The organism is Flavobacterium flevense, from assembly GCF_900142775.1.
GTDB lineage: Bacteria > Bacteroidota > Bacteroidia > Flavobacteriales > Flavobacteriaceae > Flavobacterium > Flavobacterium flevense.
Map to the genome: position 1 here is coordinate 82,269 of NZ_FRCC01000006.1, position 17,043 is coordinate 99,311.

Consider the following 17,043-nt stretch of genomic DNA (forward strand, 5'->3'; position numbering starts at 1 on the left):
TTATATTTTAGAAAGGTTGAAAGTTTGGGTTAATTGTCCTGTTACAGCCAGTACGCTGTAATATTTTTGAATCACATTGGCTTTGGCTACAGCCTTATTAATAGTAGCACTCAGTTGTTCTACATCGGCTTCCAGTAAATCATTAGTGTCAGATAAGCCATTGTCGTATTTGTCTTTTAAAATTCGGTAATTTTCAGTTGCTTGTTCTACCGCCTCAGAGTAAACTGCGTTTTGTTTTACAGCTAAATCATAATCTTCTAATGCTTGTTGCACCTGAATTTTGATATAATCGGTAAGCATCATTTCTGAATTCTGAACTTCAGCTGCTTTGCTTTTGGCTACTTTTACCTCAGTGCCGTTTTTAAAAATATCACTGATATTATAAGACAATCCAATTCCGAAATTCATCGCATTTTGAACCGTTACTACGTTTTTTAGATCTAATGTGGTGTATCCTGCAATAAGTGACAGAGAGGGGTAGTAGCCACTTCGCGCTACTTTTATGTTTTCAAGACTTGCTTTTTCCTGAAAACGAAGCGCCTCTAAATCTTTACGATTTTCTAATGCAGGATTTTCATCTGTTGGGATATTGTTGCGTTCAAAAGCTGCCAAATCACTTTCCTGAATGTCAATTTCTATTTCAGGATTCAGTTTTAAAAGACTTGCTAGTTTGTAATTTGTAACATTTAAATCACTTTTAGCCTGATCCAGTGAAAGTTGCACTTTAGAAAGCTGTAATTGGGTTTTAAGCAAATCGTTTTTAGGGACAATTTCATTTTTTTCTAACTCGGTAAAATCCTTCACACGCTGTTCCGCACTTTTGTAATTTTCGTTTAATAATTCAACGGTTTTTTGTGCTTTATACAATGCTACATAATAATTAATTACTTCCATGGCGGTTTCTTCCTTGGTTTGCATTGCATTAGCAGCTTCAGCCTTATACAAATTATCCGAAACTTTAATGCTGTTTTGTAATTTAAAACCGGAGAAAATAGGTAGGGTAGCATTAATTTGTCCTAAAACCAGTTGGTCTACATTAGGTGCTTTATTGTCTGAACCACTTTCATCACTGCTATTATTTTTCAGGTCAATAGAGGCTTTGGTCAAACGCTGGTATTGTGCCGAAGCTTTTAAATCAGGATAACGATTGTTTTTTACCGATTGCAATTCGTATTTCTTAGTCGTTACTTTGGCATTGGCTAAATTTACTTCATTGCTTTTCTCCCACGCCAGATGAATGGCTTCGTCGAGTGTTAAACTCTTTTTTTCCTGTGCTTCTGCGGTTGATATTCCTAAAAATAAAAACCCAAAGAGTAGTAAATGATTAGCTTTCATATAGTAGAAGTGCTTTTATTGTTTGTTGAATGTGCGTTTTAAGTTTTGTTTGTATGTAATTTTCGAATGCTTCGTCTGTTTCCAGAGTCAACAGTTTTTTAAAATATTCTTTGTTCATGTAGAAATGGAAAAAAGTACCCATAATCGTTGGAGGAATCAACGGAATAATCACTTCTTTTCTAAAAATTCCTTTTGCCTGACCTTCATGAATTATGGTTTCGAGTGATTTTAAATTTCGAGTCCGAACTTCGTTTAAGACTTTCATTTTGGTCTCTCTGTCTTCCGAAGAAAATTCGAAATGCAGGATTCTGTAAATTCCTTTATTGCATCGAATGCGATTGATATATAACTCGATTAATTTGTCAATTTTTTCGACAGGATCTAAATTCTCAACCGATAAGTTTTCTATTTGAATCTTTAAATCAGAAGTACGGTAAAGTATCAAAGCTTCTAAAAGTTTGTCTTTGGAACCAAAGTAATAAGATACCATGGCAATATTAATTTCGGCTTTTTTAGCAATTGTTCGTATCGAAGTTCCCTCAAATCCATTTTCGGCAAATAACGCTTCCGCTATCAGAAGAATTTGGACTTGTTTTTCATTAAAATCAGTTTTCACCTTAGATATATTTTAAATTACAGTACAAAATTAAACAACTGTTTAATTTAAACAGCTGTTTAATTTTTGTTTAACGTAATATTAACATTGAAAATTAGCAGTAGTTTCATTATAGAAAAGACCTTAAGTCCTTATAGATTGCAGAAATTAAGCATGTAAAAACTTAAATCTCTTGTAATGAGGAGTATAGTTTTTTAATTCAAAATTGTGAATATCTATTTTGATATTTTGGTGTTTATTTTTGCTCTGCCAGTTATCTTTGGCATCCTTAAAAAAAGAAAATTATGAGCGCAATTTGGTACGAATGCAAAGTAAAATATAGAAAAACTGACGAAACAGGAAATCAAAAAGTAACTACAGAACCTTATTTAATTGATGCGATATCTTTCACAGAAGCCGAAAGCAGAATTAATGAAGAAATGAAGGCGTATATTAGTGAAGAATTCAAAATTACCAATATTAAAGTGGCTAATTATGCTGAGATTCATCCTTTTGAAAATGCGGATCGCTGGTTTAAATCGAAGATTTCTCTGCTGGCTTATGATGAAGAAAGCGGTAAGGAACGCAAGACTAATATGTATTTTTTAGTGCAGGCTAATGATGTAAAAGAAGCGTATGATAATACAGTTTCCACCATGAAAGGCACTATGGGCGATTATACTATTCCTGCAATTTCCGAATCGCCTATTATGGATGTTTTTCCTTATTTCAGCGGAGATGAAGATGAATTAGAGCAATTAGAAAAGTTCAATGCACTTAAGGCTTCAAAACCGGAAATTGTTTCAGAAACAGAAGACCACATGGAATTTGTAACTGAAGAGGAAGAAGAGGCTGTTTCTTAATCCTTATGTTTTAGAAATACCCGCTCCGCCAAGTCTCTGACTTTGAGGATGTGTTTGTCAGTCTGTGACTGACATAAATTAAACAATTCGAAACAAAATCAGTTGAAAATCGAAATCCCGCTCCGCCAAGTCTCCGACTTTGAGGATGTGTTTGTCAGTCTGTGACTGACATAAATTAAATAATTCGAAACAAAATCAGTTGAAAATTGAAGACTACTATCAACAAGTGGGAGAGTTTTGAAGATTAGACATGAATTACATCAATGAACACAAATCTGCCAAAGACAGATAAAAAATTGGTGCAATTCGTGTCTTTTTTTAGTTGAATAGTACTTTAGAAAGCGTTACAATTCCTGTAATTAAAATTAAAATCAGCACAATCGATTTGAATTGTGTTTCCGAGATGCGTTCTAATATTTTTTTTCCAATAAAAGTGCCTGCAATACTCACCAGAAGAAGGATAGGAATAAGATACAAATCATGTTTATGAACATAGCCATTGTAGCTGTAAACAATGCTTCTGCTGGAATCAATGGCTAAATCAATTATGGCAGAAGTGGCAATAAAAACTTCCATTTTAAGATTATAAGCTGCCAGAGTCATTCCACGAATGGCACCTCCTGTACCTAGCAAACCCGCAATTAATCCTGAGAAAGTACCACCTAAAATTGAATTTGTTGTAGTGGGTTTGATGCTCAGGTTTTTGAAAAATAAAAAAACTAAACTAGTCCCAATCAGGAAGATTGCCAGTGCTGTTTCGAGTATTTTGGGATTAATAAACCGGCTAATAAAAGCGCCGGTAATTACAAAGATTACTGCCGGTATTCCTATGAAAATAAGCAGTTCTTTATCAAATCCTTTTCTGAAAAAAGCAATTTTACTAATATTACTCGATACATGAAACAAGGCTGTGATTCCTAATACCGAATGAAAATCTAAAAAATAACCGGCAATAGGAACAAAAAACAGCGAAGAGCCAAATCCGCCCACAGTACCCAGGATTTCTGCCAATAGTGCTAATAGAATAAATAAGGCTAAATTTTCCAATGTTAAGTTGTTTTAAACTTGTTATAATCCAAAATCGGCAAGTGTGGCATAAGACGATTTAAAAATCAGTTGGTAGCTTTCTTCGATTATATCGGTGGTCTCATCAAAACTTTGGCTTCTTTTTGAAGTACAAATTTTAGATAAAAAATTTCTTGAACGATATATATGAGTGCAAAAATTAAAAGTTAAACAAATGTTTTGTACTTATAAAGTTAAGAAATAATACAATTGATTTTGCTTTTAGTTTTTTTGAAAAACAAGGAGTTATTTGGTGTATAAATAAACCGGATTTTTCTCTTTTCGATTAGCAGCATGAGTAGCTATAAAACTAATAATAAAAATTTGTAAAGCATGAAAAAGCATAATGGGTAATAGAATTATTCCCATTGCACTTGGGTTAGGGAATAATATTTTAGCAAAAACGGTTCCGTGGACTAATGATTTTTTAGTACCACAAAACTGGGCTGTAATTTTATCTTCGATACTAAATCCTAGTTTAGTACTCACAAAACCGATTCCGAAATAAACGACATAAAACAATCCGAAAATTGCAGCAGCAATCAGCATGAATTCAAAAGTATTTATTCCGCTGAATACATTTTCTTCAAAGGAACTGCAAAAGCTTTTGTAGATAATTAACAGAATGATGGATTTGTCAAATAAGGTCAGGTAGTTATTATACTTTTGGGCAAAAGAACCCCAATAAGGATGCAATAACAGCCCTAAAACTACGGGAACTACCACTTCAATAATCAATTTGCTGTAAATTTCTCCTAAATCATAACTAGTAGTCGTATTATTCAAAAAAAGACCCAGCCAGAGTGGCGTAACTACAATTCCGATTAAACCAGAAATACTGGCGTTAAATATTGCTGCGGGAATATTTCCTTTGCCGATGGAAACCATAACAACCGATGAGGAAACGGTGGATGGTAAGGAGGCCAGAAATAAAAAAGCAATCCAGATGTTCCTGTCATTTTCAGTTTGTAATAACGGATAAAAACACAATACGATAACAGGAAATAATAAAAAAGTACAGGTTTGTATTACTGCGTGTAATTTCCAGTTTTTTAATCCGGTTTTTATTTTTTCGGGACTGAGTTTGAGTCCATAGAAAAAAAAGATTAGAGAAACACCAACACTTCCTATGTTTTCCAAGGGCAACGGACTGGATTTTCCTCCCCATTGTGGAAAAAAATAAGCGGCAATCACAATTGTAATTATGGAAAGGAGAAACGTATCTATTTTAAATTTCATGGTTCAATATTGATTTACAAACTAGTGTAAGGTGTGCAAAGATAAAAACAAACAAAAAGGCAGATTAACTATTCCGGGATTTTGGGAGCTTTTTAACTATTTGCCAAATTATATCCTAAATAGCGCTTTGGCATTATAAAAATTACAATATTTTAAATTTTAAATATAAGATTTGTAAAAAATTATATAACTTTAAAAGAACGAATAAGAGATACTTTTAATTTTCTAAATATAAAAGTCATGACATTCACTATAGCCGTTGTAATTGGGATTTTGCTTATAGCATTCGCTTTGTTTATAAGTGAGAAATTCACGGTGGACAAAACAGCTTTTTTTATATTAACGAGCTTGTTGATAACCGGTATTGTTACACCGGAAGAAGCTATCTCAGGTTTTTCGGATAACGCAGTATTAACCATTTTATGTTTGATGATTATTGCTATTAGTCTGGAAAAGAACGGTGTTGTTTCTTTAATGGCTCAAAAAATCATCCCGATAGTAAAATTGCCCATTTGGATATTTTTACCTTTATTAATGATTACTGTTGGTTTTTTCTCCGGATTTATAGCTACAACAGCTGTAGTAATTATTTTTATCAAATTAATAAATGAACTCGACAAGTTAGGAAAATTAGATCGGGCTAAGGTTTTGTTACCTGTTTCGTTTGCCGGAATTTTAGGCGGAAGTTGTACTTTGATGGGAACCAGTACTAACCTGATTGTTTCAGATATTTCAAGGAGAAGTGGTATAGGACGTTTTGATTTTTTTGAGTTTTCAGTTGCAGGAATCTCTTTTTTATTGGTTTCGATTCCTGTTATTTATATTTTGGCAAACAAATTTTTACCTAAAACACCCGAAGTAGAAAAGATTGATATTCATAATAAATTTGGTTACATCACTGCTGTAAAAATAAAATCGGGTTCGAGTTTAATAGGGAAAAAAGCTTCTGAAACGGAAATATGGGATGAAAATGATATTCGGTTAATTAAAGTGCAACGTGGAAAACGTCATTTAAAAAACGATTTAAAATCAGAAGTCTTGCAGGAGAATGATATTCTCTGGCTGGATTTAACTTTAGAAGATCTAACGGCGCGAACAGAAAGTCTTGGATTGAATATTTTGGGTGTCGATCAGGATTTAATAGAAGAACATTTTACAAATGAATACCATGAGGTTATTATCTTGCCCAATTCACGCTTTATTAATATGTCTATCGAAGAATTCAATGATACACTGCCGGATAATGTGTATGTAAAAGGAATCAGCAGTGATAAAAAGGACTCGCATCACGACAATTATTTCAAAAAGATATTTTCTAAAAAGTTTATTATTCCGGGAAATCGGGTTTTGCTGACAGGGAGTTTGCCTGAGATTCAAAAAATTGCCAATAATGATAATTTGCTTTTTGCCAATACTGTCATAACTAATCCCCGGATTCCAACCTATAAAAAAGTAATTTCGTTTGCTGCTATTGTACTGGTAATTGTTCTTTCGGCAACCAATACTTTCTCTATTCTTAAAAGCTGTCTTCTTGGGGTTGCTTTGTGTTTGTTTTCCGGATGTATCCAGCTCAAAGATGCTTATACCGGCATTAACTGGCAGGTAATTTTTCTATTAGCCGGAATGATACCTTTAGGGATTGCCATGCACAATACCGGTACGGATATGTTTATAGCTAATTATTTGTATATCGTTTTAAAGTCGGTTCCAGCTTCGGTAATTATATCTATTATTTTTGCTTTTACGATGTTGATGAGTGGTTTTGTGTCTAATAATGCAACCGCAATCATCATCGCACCCATTGTTATAGCCATTGCAAGTAAATTAAATATGGATCCAAAACCTTTATTGTATGCCGTGATGTTTGGGGCTAATTTTAGTTTTTATACCCCAATGGGATATCAGACTAATGCTATTATCTATGGTTTAGGAATATATAAATTCAAGCATTTTTTGATCATAGGAAGTATTCTTTCATTGGTATTATTAGTTATGGCTTCCTTCTTACTGCCTTGGTTGTACTTATAAAAGGGATGTTTCTTCTTAGTTAAAAATCGATTACTCCTTCAATTTTATAATTCCGGTTTTATATAAATCCAATGCTTTTTGTAAAATATTTTCAATCCTTTCTATAGGTAAATCCTGGTGCGGGTTAACTCTGAAAATCTTCATTCGGCTGCGTTGTCCCTCTTCTAATTCAGGAAAATCAAGATGTTTTCCTTCGACTAATAATAAATAAGGTTCCGTTGTTTTTTTATCGGTCCATAAATAGCAAAAAATCTTTTTTTTGTAACAATAACAAGGCATTCCCCATTTTTGAGTTTCTGTAATATGGATATCCTGTTTAAGAATGATACTTCTTAACGCCAGTAAGCAATCTCTGTTAGGTTCTTCCTTGCTCAGGAAATAATGCTGAATTTGATCGTTCATTTTTATGACTATTTGGTAAAAATCAGGAAAAAAAGCGAATCCTTAAAGTTTTTTCTAGTGAAAAATACTGAATACTAGTATATTGTGTATAATTTAAGAGTATTGTTGGAAAATTAATAAAAATTTGGCATTTTAAAAAAAGATATTTTTTAAATTTATGTACATGGTTATTGTAGTGAAAGAAAGGCTTCAGGGGCTTTTTTATTTGGTATCAATAAGCGATGGATATTAATTAAATTTTAGAATTATGACAGCAGAATTTACAACAATTGAAAAAGAAAACATTACCACTCTTATGTTCCCAAAAACAGATGTTCTGGATGATGAAAACGAAATTAAAAGACGAATAAGCGAAATAAACCGGGCTTTGGCACTGGGGAATCTAGAGCATTCTAAAATTAAAATTTTCTTTGAGGACAGTGAATCTAAAAAAATAGTAAACACTACTGTTTGGGCTGTTACGGATAAAAATGTTGTTTTAAAACAAGGAGTACTTATTCCCATTAACAGGATATACAAGTTATTTTAAGAAATGTAAAGCATCAGGATTGTTACATTAATTTTTTGCTATAAGCATAAAAAACGGCGCAAGTCTCTATAGAGTTTGCGCCGTTTTTTATTTGTTTTTTCAGACTAATTTAATCCTTCACAAAACCAGATGGCAGTGCCAGTAATTGATATTGAATAGTTTTTGCTAAACGATAATCACCCAGTGCATTGGGATGCAGTCGATCAGTATCTTTTTTATGGAAATATTGCAGTTGCTTTTCAGCCATTGGGAACAAGCCGCTTGTAGTGTACAAATCAATGATCGGAACTGCCCAGTAAGAAGCAGCCTGCCTTAAAATAGATACATAATCGTCAATATAAAGACCACGCTCGTTAGCAAAATTCTCATCGGGTTGCACATTTTTTTCGTTAAACTTGGCATATCCCCTGTGAATTGGGGTCATAATAATAATTTGCTGTTGCGGATAATTATTTTTCAGGTAGGACATGGCTTTGTTGATGCGTCCGCAAAAGCTAGAGTCGTTCAGGTTGGGAGTCCTGTATTTGCGTGTCACTTCTTTTCCGTTATGGTTGGTTTGCTTTGTAGTTTCAGTAAAAAACTCACCTATCGGGGTGCCATGCATATAATCATTAGTTCCGGCAAATATCAATATTGCATCAAGGTTGGTTCCTTTTTCGGCCTTTAATTTTTCTGCTTGCGTGTAAATATGATTCCATTGATTTCCACTAATGCCATATACAAATGATTCTATTCCCAGCAATTCATTCAGATATTCCCAGTATACATAGGTGGTACCCACACGGCGTTTATCAGTCATGGAATCACCCAAAAAAGCGACACGCTTGCCAGCCCATTGGGAATCTAATGTTTTTTCATTTTCTGTTAATGTTACTTTTGGAACGGCAGCTGCAGCAGGCTGTTGTGCAAATCCGCTAAAATTTACCGATAAAAGAATACAGGCAGTTATTAGTATGTTTTTCATGGATTTATTATTTTATTATTGTAAAGAAATGGAACACTGATAATACAGATGCAACGGATTTCCACAGATTTTTTTAAGTCTCAGTAACACCAGTTTTGTCATTGCTACGGAGGAGGAATCTCTACAAAGTGTTTTCAATACGTTAATTTTTATTTGTTAAGAAATCGATCACAGATGATACATACGCAACGGATTGTCACCGATTTTTTTAGTCTCAGTAACCCCATTTTTGTCATTGCGAGGAACGAAGCAATCTCAGCAAGTAACTCTACAAAGTGTTTTACTCATCGTAGCGGGCACAGAATATAATTTTGCGGTAGCGTTTGTGGATATCTGAGCGGTCGGGATTAGGAGTTAGGCTGCATTATGTGTTGCAGGTTTGATATTCTCAAATTCTTTTTTCTTTAAATGATTCTCTTCCTCTATATCAAAATCATCTTGCAGACCAAGCCAGAATTTTGCGCTTGTTCCAAAATATTTTGATAATCTCAAAGCTGTATCTGCAGTGATTCTGCGCTTTCCTTTTAGGATTTCTCCAATTCTGGTTTGAGGAATAAAAGTATCCTTAGATAAACGGTAAGCCGTAATTCCTAATGGTTCAAGAAATTCTTCTTTTAGAATTTCGCCTGGATGTATATTTTTTAAAGTTTCCATAATTCCCTTTTTTAATGATAGTCGATAATTTCTACCTCAGAAGCAGTATCATTTTCCCATTTGAAAATTATTCGCCACTGATTATTGATTCTAATACTATAAAATTCAGATAAATTTCCACTGAGTTTTTCTAAACGATTTGCTGGTGGAATCCTAAGATCATTAATGTTTTGTGCATTATTAATCATTCTCAGTTTTCGCCTAGCTACATTTTGAATATCTGAAGGTAATTTTCTTGACTGAACACCATTCCAAATTTTCTCAGTTTCTTTATTTCCAAAATCTATTATCATGAACTAAACTTTAGTACTAACGCCAAAGGTAAGTATTTTTTTTGAATTATCAAGTGAGGTGCTATACAACCATATGAGGTAGATACGTTTTTAGAACAGCGCATTTCATTACAGTTAGTTTAGTAATCAGTATTGTGGAGTTCCCTCCTCCGTCGGGAGGACAAGATTGTGGAAGTGCTTTGGCAATAGTAAAAATTAAGATTTGTTTCAACATCGTTATTCTCTCAATCTTGCGAGGAACGAAGCAATCTCATCCAGTAAATCTACAAAGTTTTTTCAATACGTTAATTTTCTTTGTTAAGAAATGGAACACAGATGATACAGATGCAACGGATTGTCACCTATTTTTTAAGTCTTAGTAACCCCAGTTTTGTCATTCCGACGGAGGAGGAATCTCATCAAGTAACTCTACAAAGTGTTTTACTCATTGTAGCGGGCACAGAACACAATTCTGCGCTAACGTTTGTGCATATCCGAGTTAACATATTTCCTCCGCAATATTGTCATTGCGAGGAATGAAGCAATCTCATCCAGTAGCTCTACAAAGTGCTTTTAATACGTTAATTTTATTTGTTAAAGAAATCGACCACAGATGATACAGATGCAACGGATTTCCACAGATTTTTTTAGTCTCAGTAACCCATTTTTGTCATTGCGAGGAACGAAGCAATCTCATCAAGTAACTCTACAAAGTGTTGTACTCATTGTAGGTAGCGGGCACAGAATACAATTTTGCGGTAGCGTTTGTGCATATCCGAGCCAAATTTGACAAATCATCCCAGATGCAAAACCAACTTTCCATTTAAGTCAATTGCCCAAATCCTTGTAGTAGTGTTAGGTGATGTTTTTATATGTATTAAAATGTGTATCCTATTCTTAAATGTAAATAAGGAGTATATTGATTCCTATTTGTAGATACATCATCTACATTCTGTGAAGTGCCATTATAGTAGTTTGGTTTTAAATAAACTATTCTATAACCTAAACCTAAACCTGTTTCATAAGTAAAATTGGATCCAATTTGACGCTTAATTCCCCATGTTGGGATAATAGATAAGTCGGCAGTTTTTGTAATATTCTCATCTAAATTTAATACAAACCAATCTGGATGATAACTTGTTTTTAAAGAAAGATAATTACCACTGTTTTTAGATATTTTTTTTCCTTTGGAATTTCTCTTTTCTAAATTGTAATAATATCGAGGTTCTAAAGTCAAAACTGGTTGTAAAATAAATCCAGCTCCATCATATTGGTCTCCAACAAAAAAATCATATTCAATTCCAATTTCACTTCTTAATGCAATACTATTAGAAAGTTTGGTTTCGTTATTTATCCAAATTCCCGAAAGTCCCGTTTGTATGCTGAAAAATGTCTTTTCAACTCCTACAGTTTGGCAATTGGCATTAAGATTTAATCCTAAAAATAGGAGTGCTAAAATTTTTTTCATTTATATATTTATTTTTACTAAATTCCATTTTCTTCTAAAATATCACATAACGTTGTGGATTGGTTTCCACAGATTTTTTTAGTCTCAGTAACCCCATTTTTGTCATTCCGACGAAGGAGGAATCTCATCCAGTAACTCTACAAAGTGTTTTACTCATTGTAGCGGGCACAGAATACAATTCTGCGCTAGCGTTTGTGGATTTCTGAGCGATCCGGTGTTAACGTTTAAACATATCTTAGTGATTTGATGTTTTGTTTTATTTATTCGTAAACTTCAACAGGATCCCTGCGATAAATTTTTGTTTCTCCATTATATATTGTTATCTGAAATTTTTGCTTGTATTTTCTACCATCAGCATCTTGAAAGTAAAAATATAAGTCTGACGATGCTATGTATCGGTTGTTTAAAATATTGTCTTCACTTTCAGATAAAATCCTTAAAACGGGAAAGTGAATTAATTCTTCTCCAACACCTAGATAGTTTGTGTGTAATTCTTTTTGAGTTTTTACTAGCTCATATTCTTCAATCAATTCATATTTTAAAGGCAAACATTTATGATTTTCAACTGTTAGTCTTAAAAATATAACAGCCGTGTACACACCATCTTTTTTTTCTACTCTTAAGTTATCAATCCTTGCGGAAAAATATGGTTGAATATTTAGTTTATGTCTGTACTGCTCAATTTTGGTTATTCGTAATTGAGCAGTTAATGTGAGATATAAAAGTAGCCCCGTCGCTGCTGTAACGAAAATCATTACCCAGTCCGAAACAGTACCCCAAATTTCTGGATCAAAGCTCATAAATTCCTTTTTTATTGTGTACTTTAAAATAATGCTACTAAGTAATTAATATATGACAAACAACCTACTTTATTTATTCTCAAATATATTAAAATATTCTTACAAAATTCATTTTGGAAATAAAACGTTATTTACTAGCCCCGATAGAGCCGATATCCTCGTAGCGTAGCGAAGAGATAAAGGCGAAAGCGGGAGGGATCGTTATTCAAAAAACAAAAACTTCTGCTCCTAAAATAGAAAAGATTCTGAAACAAGTTCATAATAAAAAAAAAATCCCCAACTACTTTCGTAATCGGGGATTTCTAAATTTATGTAGTCTGCAAACTGCAAACTCAATACAGCTTTGTGAAACTATTCGTTAACAATAACCCATTCGCCGGTTGCTAATAAGCTTTCTGCTTTTTTAAATTTCATAGATTCTGTTTTTCCAGTCGCTATTTGTTGAACGGTTACGGTATCGTTGCGATTGATTTTTGGCATATCTCTAACGATTGTTTCCGTTACCTGACGTTGCTGAGTTTCGCCAGCTTCGCGGTTCATGCTTTCGCTATTTGGGATTTCGTCTTTGCTCAATTGTAATTTTTCTTTTGGACGCACAACTTCTCTGGCTTCTTCAATTTCAGGAGCTGATTGTTGTGGTAAATCACCTTTGAACAGGAATGAAATTACTTCTTTGTTGATGCCGTTCAACATGCTGTTGAATAAGTTGAAGGCTTCAAATTTATAGATAAGCAATGGGTCTTTTTGTTCGTGAACGGCTAATTGAACAGATTGTTTCAATTCGTCCATTTTACGCAAGTGTTTTTTCCAGGCTTCATCTACAATTGATAAAGTGATGTTTTTCTCAAAGTCAGCTACTAATTGTTTCCCTTCAGTTTCGTAAGCTTTTTTCAAATCAGTTACCACGCTTAGGGTTTTTACACCATCGGTAAACGGAACCACAATGCGCTCAAACTGATTGTTTGGATCTTCGAAAATGTTTTTAACGATAGGGAAAGCTTCTCTGGCGCTGCGGTCACATTTTTCAGTATAATATTTTAAAGCTTCTTTGTATACTTTTCCGGTTAATTCGATTTCTGTTGAACGGGTAAATTCAGCTTCTGTTACCGGAGAAGTGATGGAGAAATAACGAATTAAATCAAACTCGAATGTTTTATAATCGTTAGTCGCTTTAGTATTTTGAACGAATAATTCGCAGGTGTCGTACAGCATATTTGCGATATCCAGTTTCAAACGCTCTCCAAACAATGCGTGACGACGACGCTTGTAAACTACTTCACGCTGTGCATTCATCACGTCATCATATTCTAATAAACGTTTACGAACACCAAAGTTGTTTTCTTCTACTTTTTTCTGAGCACGTTCGATAGATTTAGTCATCATCGAATGCTGGATTACTTCACCTTCTTCCAGTCCCATACGGTCCATTACTTTAGCCACTCTTTCAGAACCGAATAAACGCATCAGGTTGTCTTCAAGAGAAACATAAAACTGAGAACTTCCCGGATCTCCCTGACGACCGGCACGACCACGCAACTGACGGTCTACACGACGCGAATCATGACGCTCTGTACCTACAATGGCTAAACCTCCGGCAGCTTTTACTTCTGCGGATAATTTAATATCGGTACCACGACCAGCCATATTTGTTGCAATAGTTACCACTCCGGCTTTTCCTGCTTCCTCAACAATTTGCGCTTCTTGCTTGTGCATTTTAGCATTCAAAACGTTGTGTGTTACCCCACGCATTTTCAGCATTCGGCTTAACAATTCGGAAATTTCAACAGAAGTTGTACCAATCAAAACCGGACGACCTGCTTTAGACAATTCGGTTACATCTTCGATAACGGCATTGAATTTTTCACGGGTAGTTTTATAGATAAAATCTTCTTTGTCATGTCTTGCAATAGGACGGTTAGTTGGAATTTCAACTACATCTAATTTATAGATTTCCCAAAGCTCGCCAGCCTCAGTAACAGCTGTACCGGTCATACCGGCAAGTTTGTTGTACATTCTGAAGTAATTTTGCAAAGTTACCGTTGCAAAAGTCTGAGTTGCAGCTTCGATTTTTACGTTTTCTTTAGCTTCAATCGCCTGGTGCAACCCGTCAGAATAACGACGACCGTCCATGATACGACCTGTTTGCTCATCGACAATCATGATTTTGTTGTCCATGATCACGTATTCTACATCTTTTTCGAATAAAGCATAGGCTTTTAAAAGTTGTGTCAAAGTGTGGATACGCTCACTTTTGATACTGAAATCCTGGAATAATTTTTCTTTTTCTTCCGCTTCAGCGTCTTTGTCTAATTTTTGTTTTTCGATGTTGGCAATTTCAGTTCCAATGTCCGGTAACACAAAAAAGTCAGCATCAGTATCTCCTGAAAGGAATTTGATTCCGTTATCAGTCAGTTCTACCTGATTGTTTTTTTCTTCGATAACAAAATACAAGGCTTCATCCACTTTTGGCATTTCGCGGTTGTTGTCCTGCATGTATTGGTTTTCGGTTTTTTGAAGCAATTGTTTGATTCCTTCTTCACTTAAAAACTTAATTAAGGCTTTGTTTTTAGGCAAACTTCTGTAAGCTCTCAACAGCATGAAACCACCATCTTTAGTGTTTCCTTCTTTGATTAATTTTTTAGCTTCCGTCAGGAATCCTGTTGCTAATTGACGTTGTAAACCAACAAGCGTTTCGATTTTTGGCTTCAACTCATTGAATTCGTGGCGGTCTCCCTGAGGAACCGGTCCCGAAATAATCAATGGCGTTCTGGCATCATCAATTAATACCGAATCGACCTCATCGACAATAGCAAAATTGTGTTTTCTTTGAACCAGATCAGATGGCGAATGTGCCATGTTATCTCTCAGGTAATCAAAACCAAATTCGTTATTAGTACCATAAGTAATATCTGCGTCATAGGCTTTTTTTCTGCCTTCAGAGTTGGGTTGATGATTGTCAATACAATCTACAGTCATACCGTGGAATTCAAATAAAGGTGCTTTCCAGGTGCTGTCACGTTTAGCTAAGTAGTCATTCACGGTTACTAAATGCACTCCGTTTCCGGTTAATGCATTTAAATATAAAGGCAGGGTTGCCACCAATGTTTTTCCTTCCCCTGTTTGCATTTCGGCAACTTTACCCTGGTGCAATACCATACCACCAATCAGCTGAACATCATAGTGAATCATATCCCAAGTAATTTCTTTACCGGCAGCATTCCATTTATTTAACCAGATGGCTTTGTCTCCTTCAATACTTACATAGGTTTTTGTAGCTGCAAATTCACGGTCTTTTGCCGTAGCAGTTACTGTAATTTCGTTATTGTCTTTAAAACGTCTTGCTGTTTCTTTCACTACTGCAAAAGCTTCCGGAAGAATTTCCATTAAAGTTTTTTCAGAAATAGCATACGCTTCTTTTTCAAGCGTATCAATTTCTACATAAATATCTTCTCTTTTATCAATATCTTCGATGCTTTCAACTTCAGCTTTTAAAGCAGCAATTTTGGTATCAAGAGCAGCGCGTGCCTCCTGAATTGTTTCTTTAAAAAAAGCCGTTCTGTTTCTCAATTCATCATGCGATAAAGTGATTAACTGACTTTCAAAAGATTTTATTTTATTGATATAAGGTTGTAAAGCTTTTACATCTTTTTCGGATTTATCTCCGACGAAAGCTTTAATAATGCTGTTTATGAAACTCATAATGGTTTGTATTTCAAATTAATTTATTTCTATAGTGAACCAAAAAAAAAGCCTCTTTTGAGACTTTTTCTTAGTTTTTAATATTCATCCTCATTCCAAAGATAATCTTCGTCAGTAGGGTAATCAGGCCAAATTTCTTCCATTGACTCGTATATCTCGCCTTCATCTTCAATAGATTGTAGGTTTTCAACTACTTCTAGTGGAGCTCCTGCACGTATAGCGTAATCAATAAGTTCGTCTTTGTTAGCAGGCCATGGGGCATCGCTAAGATAGGATGCTAATTCTAATGTCCAATACATCTTTTGTCGATTTAGTTTTGTGCAAAAATAAATTTTTTACTGAAAAAGACAAGTAAAAAATCATTTATTTTAAAAAAAGTTAAGAACGTGTTTTCAGACAGCAGATTTTAGATATTAGATTTCAGGTTGATAATAGTGAAATCTATTTAGAATTACTGCAATTCTGTTGTTTAATTATTCAATTCTGCCTTCTGTAATTTGCAATCTGATTACTTTCTCGGAATCCACTTTACTTCCTCAGCGTTCAAATCATCGGACAACTTTCGTGCCAATACAAATAGAAAGTCAGAAAGTCGGTTTAAATAACTAATAACTATTTCAGGAACAGTTTCATTATGGCTTAAATGTACAGTAAGGCGTTCGGCACGACGACAAATACAGCGTGCAATATGACAATGTGACACAGTAGGATGTCCGCCTGGCAATACAAAATGTGTCATTTGAGGCAATTTGGTTTCCATAGCGTCAATTTCATTCTCCAGCAATTCAATATCAGCTTCAATAATCCCTAAGTTTTGCAATCGGGCCTTTCCGTTTTTTAAAACTGTTTTGTCTTCGGGTGTTGCTAAAACAGCTCCCACAGTAAACAGGCGATCCTGAATTTCGATTAAAATAGCTTTGTAATGCGCATCGATTTCCTGATCCCTGATTAGTCCGATATAGGAATTTAATTCGTCCACAGTTCCGTAGCTTTCAATCCTGATGTGGTCTTTAGGAACCCGGCTTCCGCCAAAAAGCGACGTACTGCCTTTGTCTCCTGTTTTAGTATATATTTTCATTTTTTATTAAGATTCTAAGCATCTAAGTTGCTGAGATGCTAAGTTTAGTCTT

Annotated in this window: 16 protein-coding genes; 3 read left to right on the top strand and 13 right to left on the bottom strand. The window is 34.5% G+C overall.

The genetic code is table 11. The annotated features are described in order from the left end of the window. Positions 1-1,335: a TolC family protein gene (locus BUB89_RS11275; protein ID WP_073245113.1), complete on the bottom strand. Its 1,335-nt coding sequence runs from the start codon at positions 1,333-1,335 to the stop codon at positions 1-3. Beyond that, positions 1,325-1,951: a TetR/AcrR family transcriptional regulator gene (locus BUB89_RS11280; RefSeq protein WP_307723321.1), complete on the bottom strand. Its 627-nt coding sequence runs from the start codon at positions 1,949-1,951 to the stop codon at positions 1,325-1,327. Before BUB89_RS11280 ends, BUB89_RS11275 begins: the two co-directional genes overlap by 11 nt. 284 nt (positions 1,952-2,235) lie before the next feature. On the opposite strand from BUB89_RS11280, the gene BUB89_RS11285 reads away from it, so the two are divergent. Beyond that, positions 2,236-2,793, top strand: a complete 558-nt coding sequence (locus BUB89_RS11285) for a DUF4494 domain-containing protein (protein ID WP_073245118.1) — start codon at positions 2,236-2,238, stop codon at positions 2,791-2,793. 318 nt (positions 2,794-3,111) lie between these two features. Here BUB89_RS11285 and BUB89_RS11290 read toward each other — a convergent pair whose 3' ends face one another. Both BUB89_RS11290 and BUB89_RS11295 read right to left on the bottom strand, forming a co-directional pair. Next, a complete protein-coding gene (locus BUB89_RS11290; RefSeq protein ID WP_073245121.1) occupies positions 3,112-3,840 on the bottom strand; it encodes a sulfite exporter TauE/SafE family protein in 729 nt (242 codons plus the stop codon). 264 nt (positions 3,841-4,104) lie between these two features. Further along, positions 4,105-5,097, bottom strand: a complete 993-nt coding sequence (locus tag BUB89_RS11295) for a bile acid:sodium symporter family protein (protein ID WP_073245123.1) — start codon at positions 5,095-5,097, stop codon at positions 4,105-4,107. 240 nt (positions 5,098-5,337) lie between these two features. Here BUB89_RS11295 and BUB89_RS11300 point away from each other — a divergent pair, with 240 nt between their 5' ends. Further along, positions 5,338-7,125 carry an SLC13 family permease gene (locus tag BUB89_RS11300; protein WP_073245126.1) on the top strand — a complete coding sequence of 596 codons (1,788 nt, stop codon included), beginning with the start codon at positions 5,338-5,340 and terminating at the stop codon, positions 7,123-7,125. 30 nt (positions 7,126-7,155) lie between these two features. Here BUB89_RS11300 and BUB89_RS11305 read toward each other — a convergent pair whose 3' ends face one another. After that, entirely contained in the window at positions 7,156-7,527 is a 372-nt protein-coding gene (locus tag BUB89_RS11305; protein ID WP_073245129.1) for a DUF1801 domain-containing protein, read from the bottom strand. Between the two features lie 247 nt (positions 7,528-7,774). Here BUB89_RS11305 and BUB89_RS11310 point away from each other — a divergent pair, with 247 nt between their 5' ends. Continuing rightward, entirely contained in the window at positions 7,775-8,056 is a 282-nt protein-coding gene (locus BUB89_RS11310; RefSeq protein ID WP_073245131.1) for a hypothetical protein, read from the top strand. Positions 8,057-8,165: 109 nt separating this feature from the next. Here the strand turns inward: BUB89_RS11310 and BUB89_RS11315 are convergent, their stop codons facing one another. The 8 genes from BUB89_RS11315 to BUB89_RS11350 form a co-directional block, all read right to left on the bottom strand. Next, complete coding sequence (locus BUB89_RS11315) at positions 8,166-9,020, bottom strand: SGNH/GDSL hydrolase family protein (RefSeq protein WP_073245135.1); 855 nt, start codon at positions 9,018-9,020, stop codon at positions 8,166-8,168. Positions 9,021-9,374: 354 nt separating this feature from the next. After that, a complete protein-coding gene (locus BUB89_RS11320; RefSeq protein ID WP_073245138.1) occupies positions 9,375-9,674 on the bottom strand; it encodes a HigA family addiction module antitoxin in 300 nt (99 codons plus the stop codon). 11 nt (positions 9,675-9,685) lie between these two features. Then, positions 9,686-9,967, bottom strand: a complete 282-nt coding sequence (locus tag BUB89_RS11325) for a type II toxin-antitoxin system RelE/ParE family toxin (RefSeq protein ID WP_073245141.1) — start codon at positions 9,965-9,967, stop codon at positions 9,686-9,688. An 856-nt stretch (positions 9,968-10,823) separates the two neighbouring features. Continuing rightward, on the bottom strand, positions 10,824-11,414 hold the full coding sequence (locus BUB89_RS11330; RefSeq protein WP_073245146.1) for a hypothetical protein: 591 nt from the start codon (positions 11,412-11,414) through the stop codon (positions 10,824-10,826). Between the two features lie 260 nt (positions 11,415-11,674). Continuing rightward, positions 11,675-12,214, bottom strand: coding sequence for a hypothetical protein (locus BUB89_RS11335; protein WP_073245149.1), 540 nt, complete (start codon positions 12,212-12,214; stop codon positions 11,675-11,677). 351 nt (positions 12,215-12,565) lie between these two features. Further along, positions 12,566-15,913 carry a preprotein translocase subunit SecA gene (gene secA, locus BUB89_RS11340; RefSeq protein WP_073245151.1) on the bottom strand — a complete coding sequence of 1,116 codons (3,348 nt, stop codon included), beginning with the start codon at positions 15,911-15,913 and terminating at the stop codon, positions 12,566-12,568. A 77-nt stretch (positions 15,914-15,990) separates the two neighbouring features. Next, positions 15,991-16,212: a DUF2795 domain-containing protein gene (locus BUB89_RS11345; protein WP_007138072.1), complete on the bottom strand. Its 222-nt coding sequence runs from the start codon at positions 16,210-16,212 to the stop codon at positions 15,991-15,993. A gap of 209 nt (positions 16,213-16,421) precedes the next feature. Beyond that, positions 16,422-16,991 carry a cob(I)yrinic acid a,c-diamide adenosyltransferase gene (locus BUB89_RS11350; RefSeq protein ID WP_073245154.1) on the bottom strand — a complete coding sequence of 190 codons (570 nt, stop codon included), beginning with the start codon at positions 16,989-16,991 and terminating at the stop codon, positions 16,422-16,424. Positions 16,992-17,043 lie beyond the last annotated feature (52 nt).

Bases quoted from the DNA above. Each gene is read 5' to 3' on its own strand.
- BUB89_RS11275 (WP_073245113.1), bottom strand. From the start codon at position 1,335: ATGAAAGCTAATCATTTACTACTCTTTGGGTTTTTATTTTTAGGAATA.
- BUB89_RS11285 (WP_073245118.1), top strand. From the start codon at position 2,236: ATGAGCGCAATTTGGTACGAATGCAAAGTAAAATATAGAAAAACTGAC.
- BUB89_RS11295 (WP_073245123.1), bottom strand. From the start codon at position 5,097: ATGAAATTTAAAATAGATACGTTTCTCCTTTCCATAATTACAATTGTG.
- BUB89_RS11300 (WP_073245126.1), top strand. From the start codon at position 5,338: ATGACATTCACTATAGCCGTTGTAATTGGGATTTTGCTTATAGCATTC.
- BUB89_RS11305 (WP_073245129.1), bottom strand. From the start codon at position 7,527: ATGAACGATCAAATTCAGCATTATTTCCTGAGCAAGGAAGAACCTAAC.
- BUB89_RS11310 (WP_073245131.1), top strand. From the start codon at position 7,775: ATGACAGCAGAATTTACAACAATTGAAAAAGAAAACATTACCACTCTT.
- BUB89_RS11315 (WP_073245135.1), bottom strand. From the start codon at position 9,020: ATGAAAAACATACTAATAACTGCCTGTATTCTTTTATCGGTAAATTTT.
- BUB89_RS11320 (WP_073245138.1), bottom strand. From the start codon at position 9,674: ATGGAAACTTTAAAAAATATACATCCAGGCGAAATTCTAAAAGAAGAA.
- BUB89_RS11325 (WP_073245141.1), bottom strand. From the start codon at position 9,967: ATGATAATAGATTTTGGAAATAAAGAAACTGAGAAAATTTGGAATGGT.
- BUB89_RS11330 (WP_073245146.1), bottom strand. From the start codon at position 11,414: ATGAAAAAAATTTTAGCACTCCTATTTTTAGGATTAAATCTTAATGCC.
- BUB89_RS11335 (WP_073245149.1), bottom strand. From the start codon at position 12,214: ATGAGCTTTGATCCAGAAATTTGGGGTACTGTTTCGGACTGGGTAATG.
- secA (WP_073245151.1), bottom strand. From the start codon at position 15,913: ATGAGTTTCATAAACAGCATTATTAAAGCTTTCGTCGGAGATAAATCC.
- BUB89_RS11345 (WP_007138072.1), bottom strand. From the start codon at position 16,212: ATGTATTGGACATTAGAATTAGCATCCTATCTTAGCGATGCCCCATGG.
- BUB89_RS11350 (WP_073245154.1), bottom strand. From the start codon at position 16,991: ATGAAAATATATACTAAAACAGGAGACAAAGGCAGTACGTCGCTTTTT.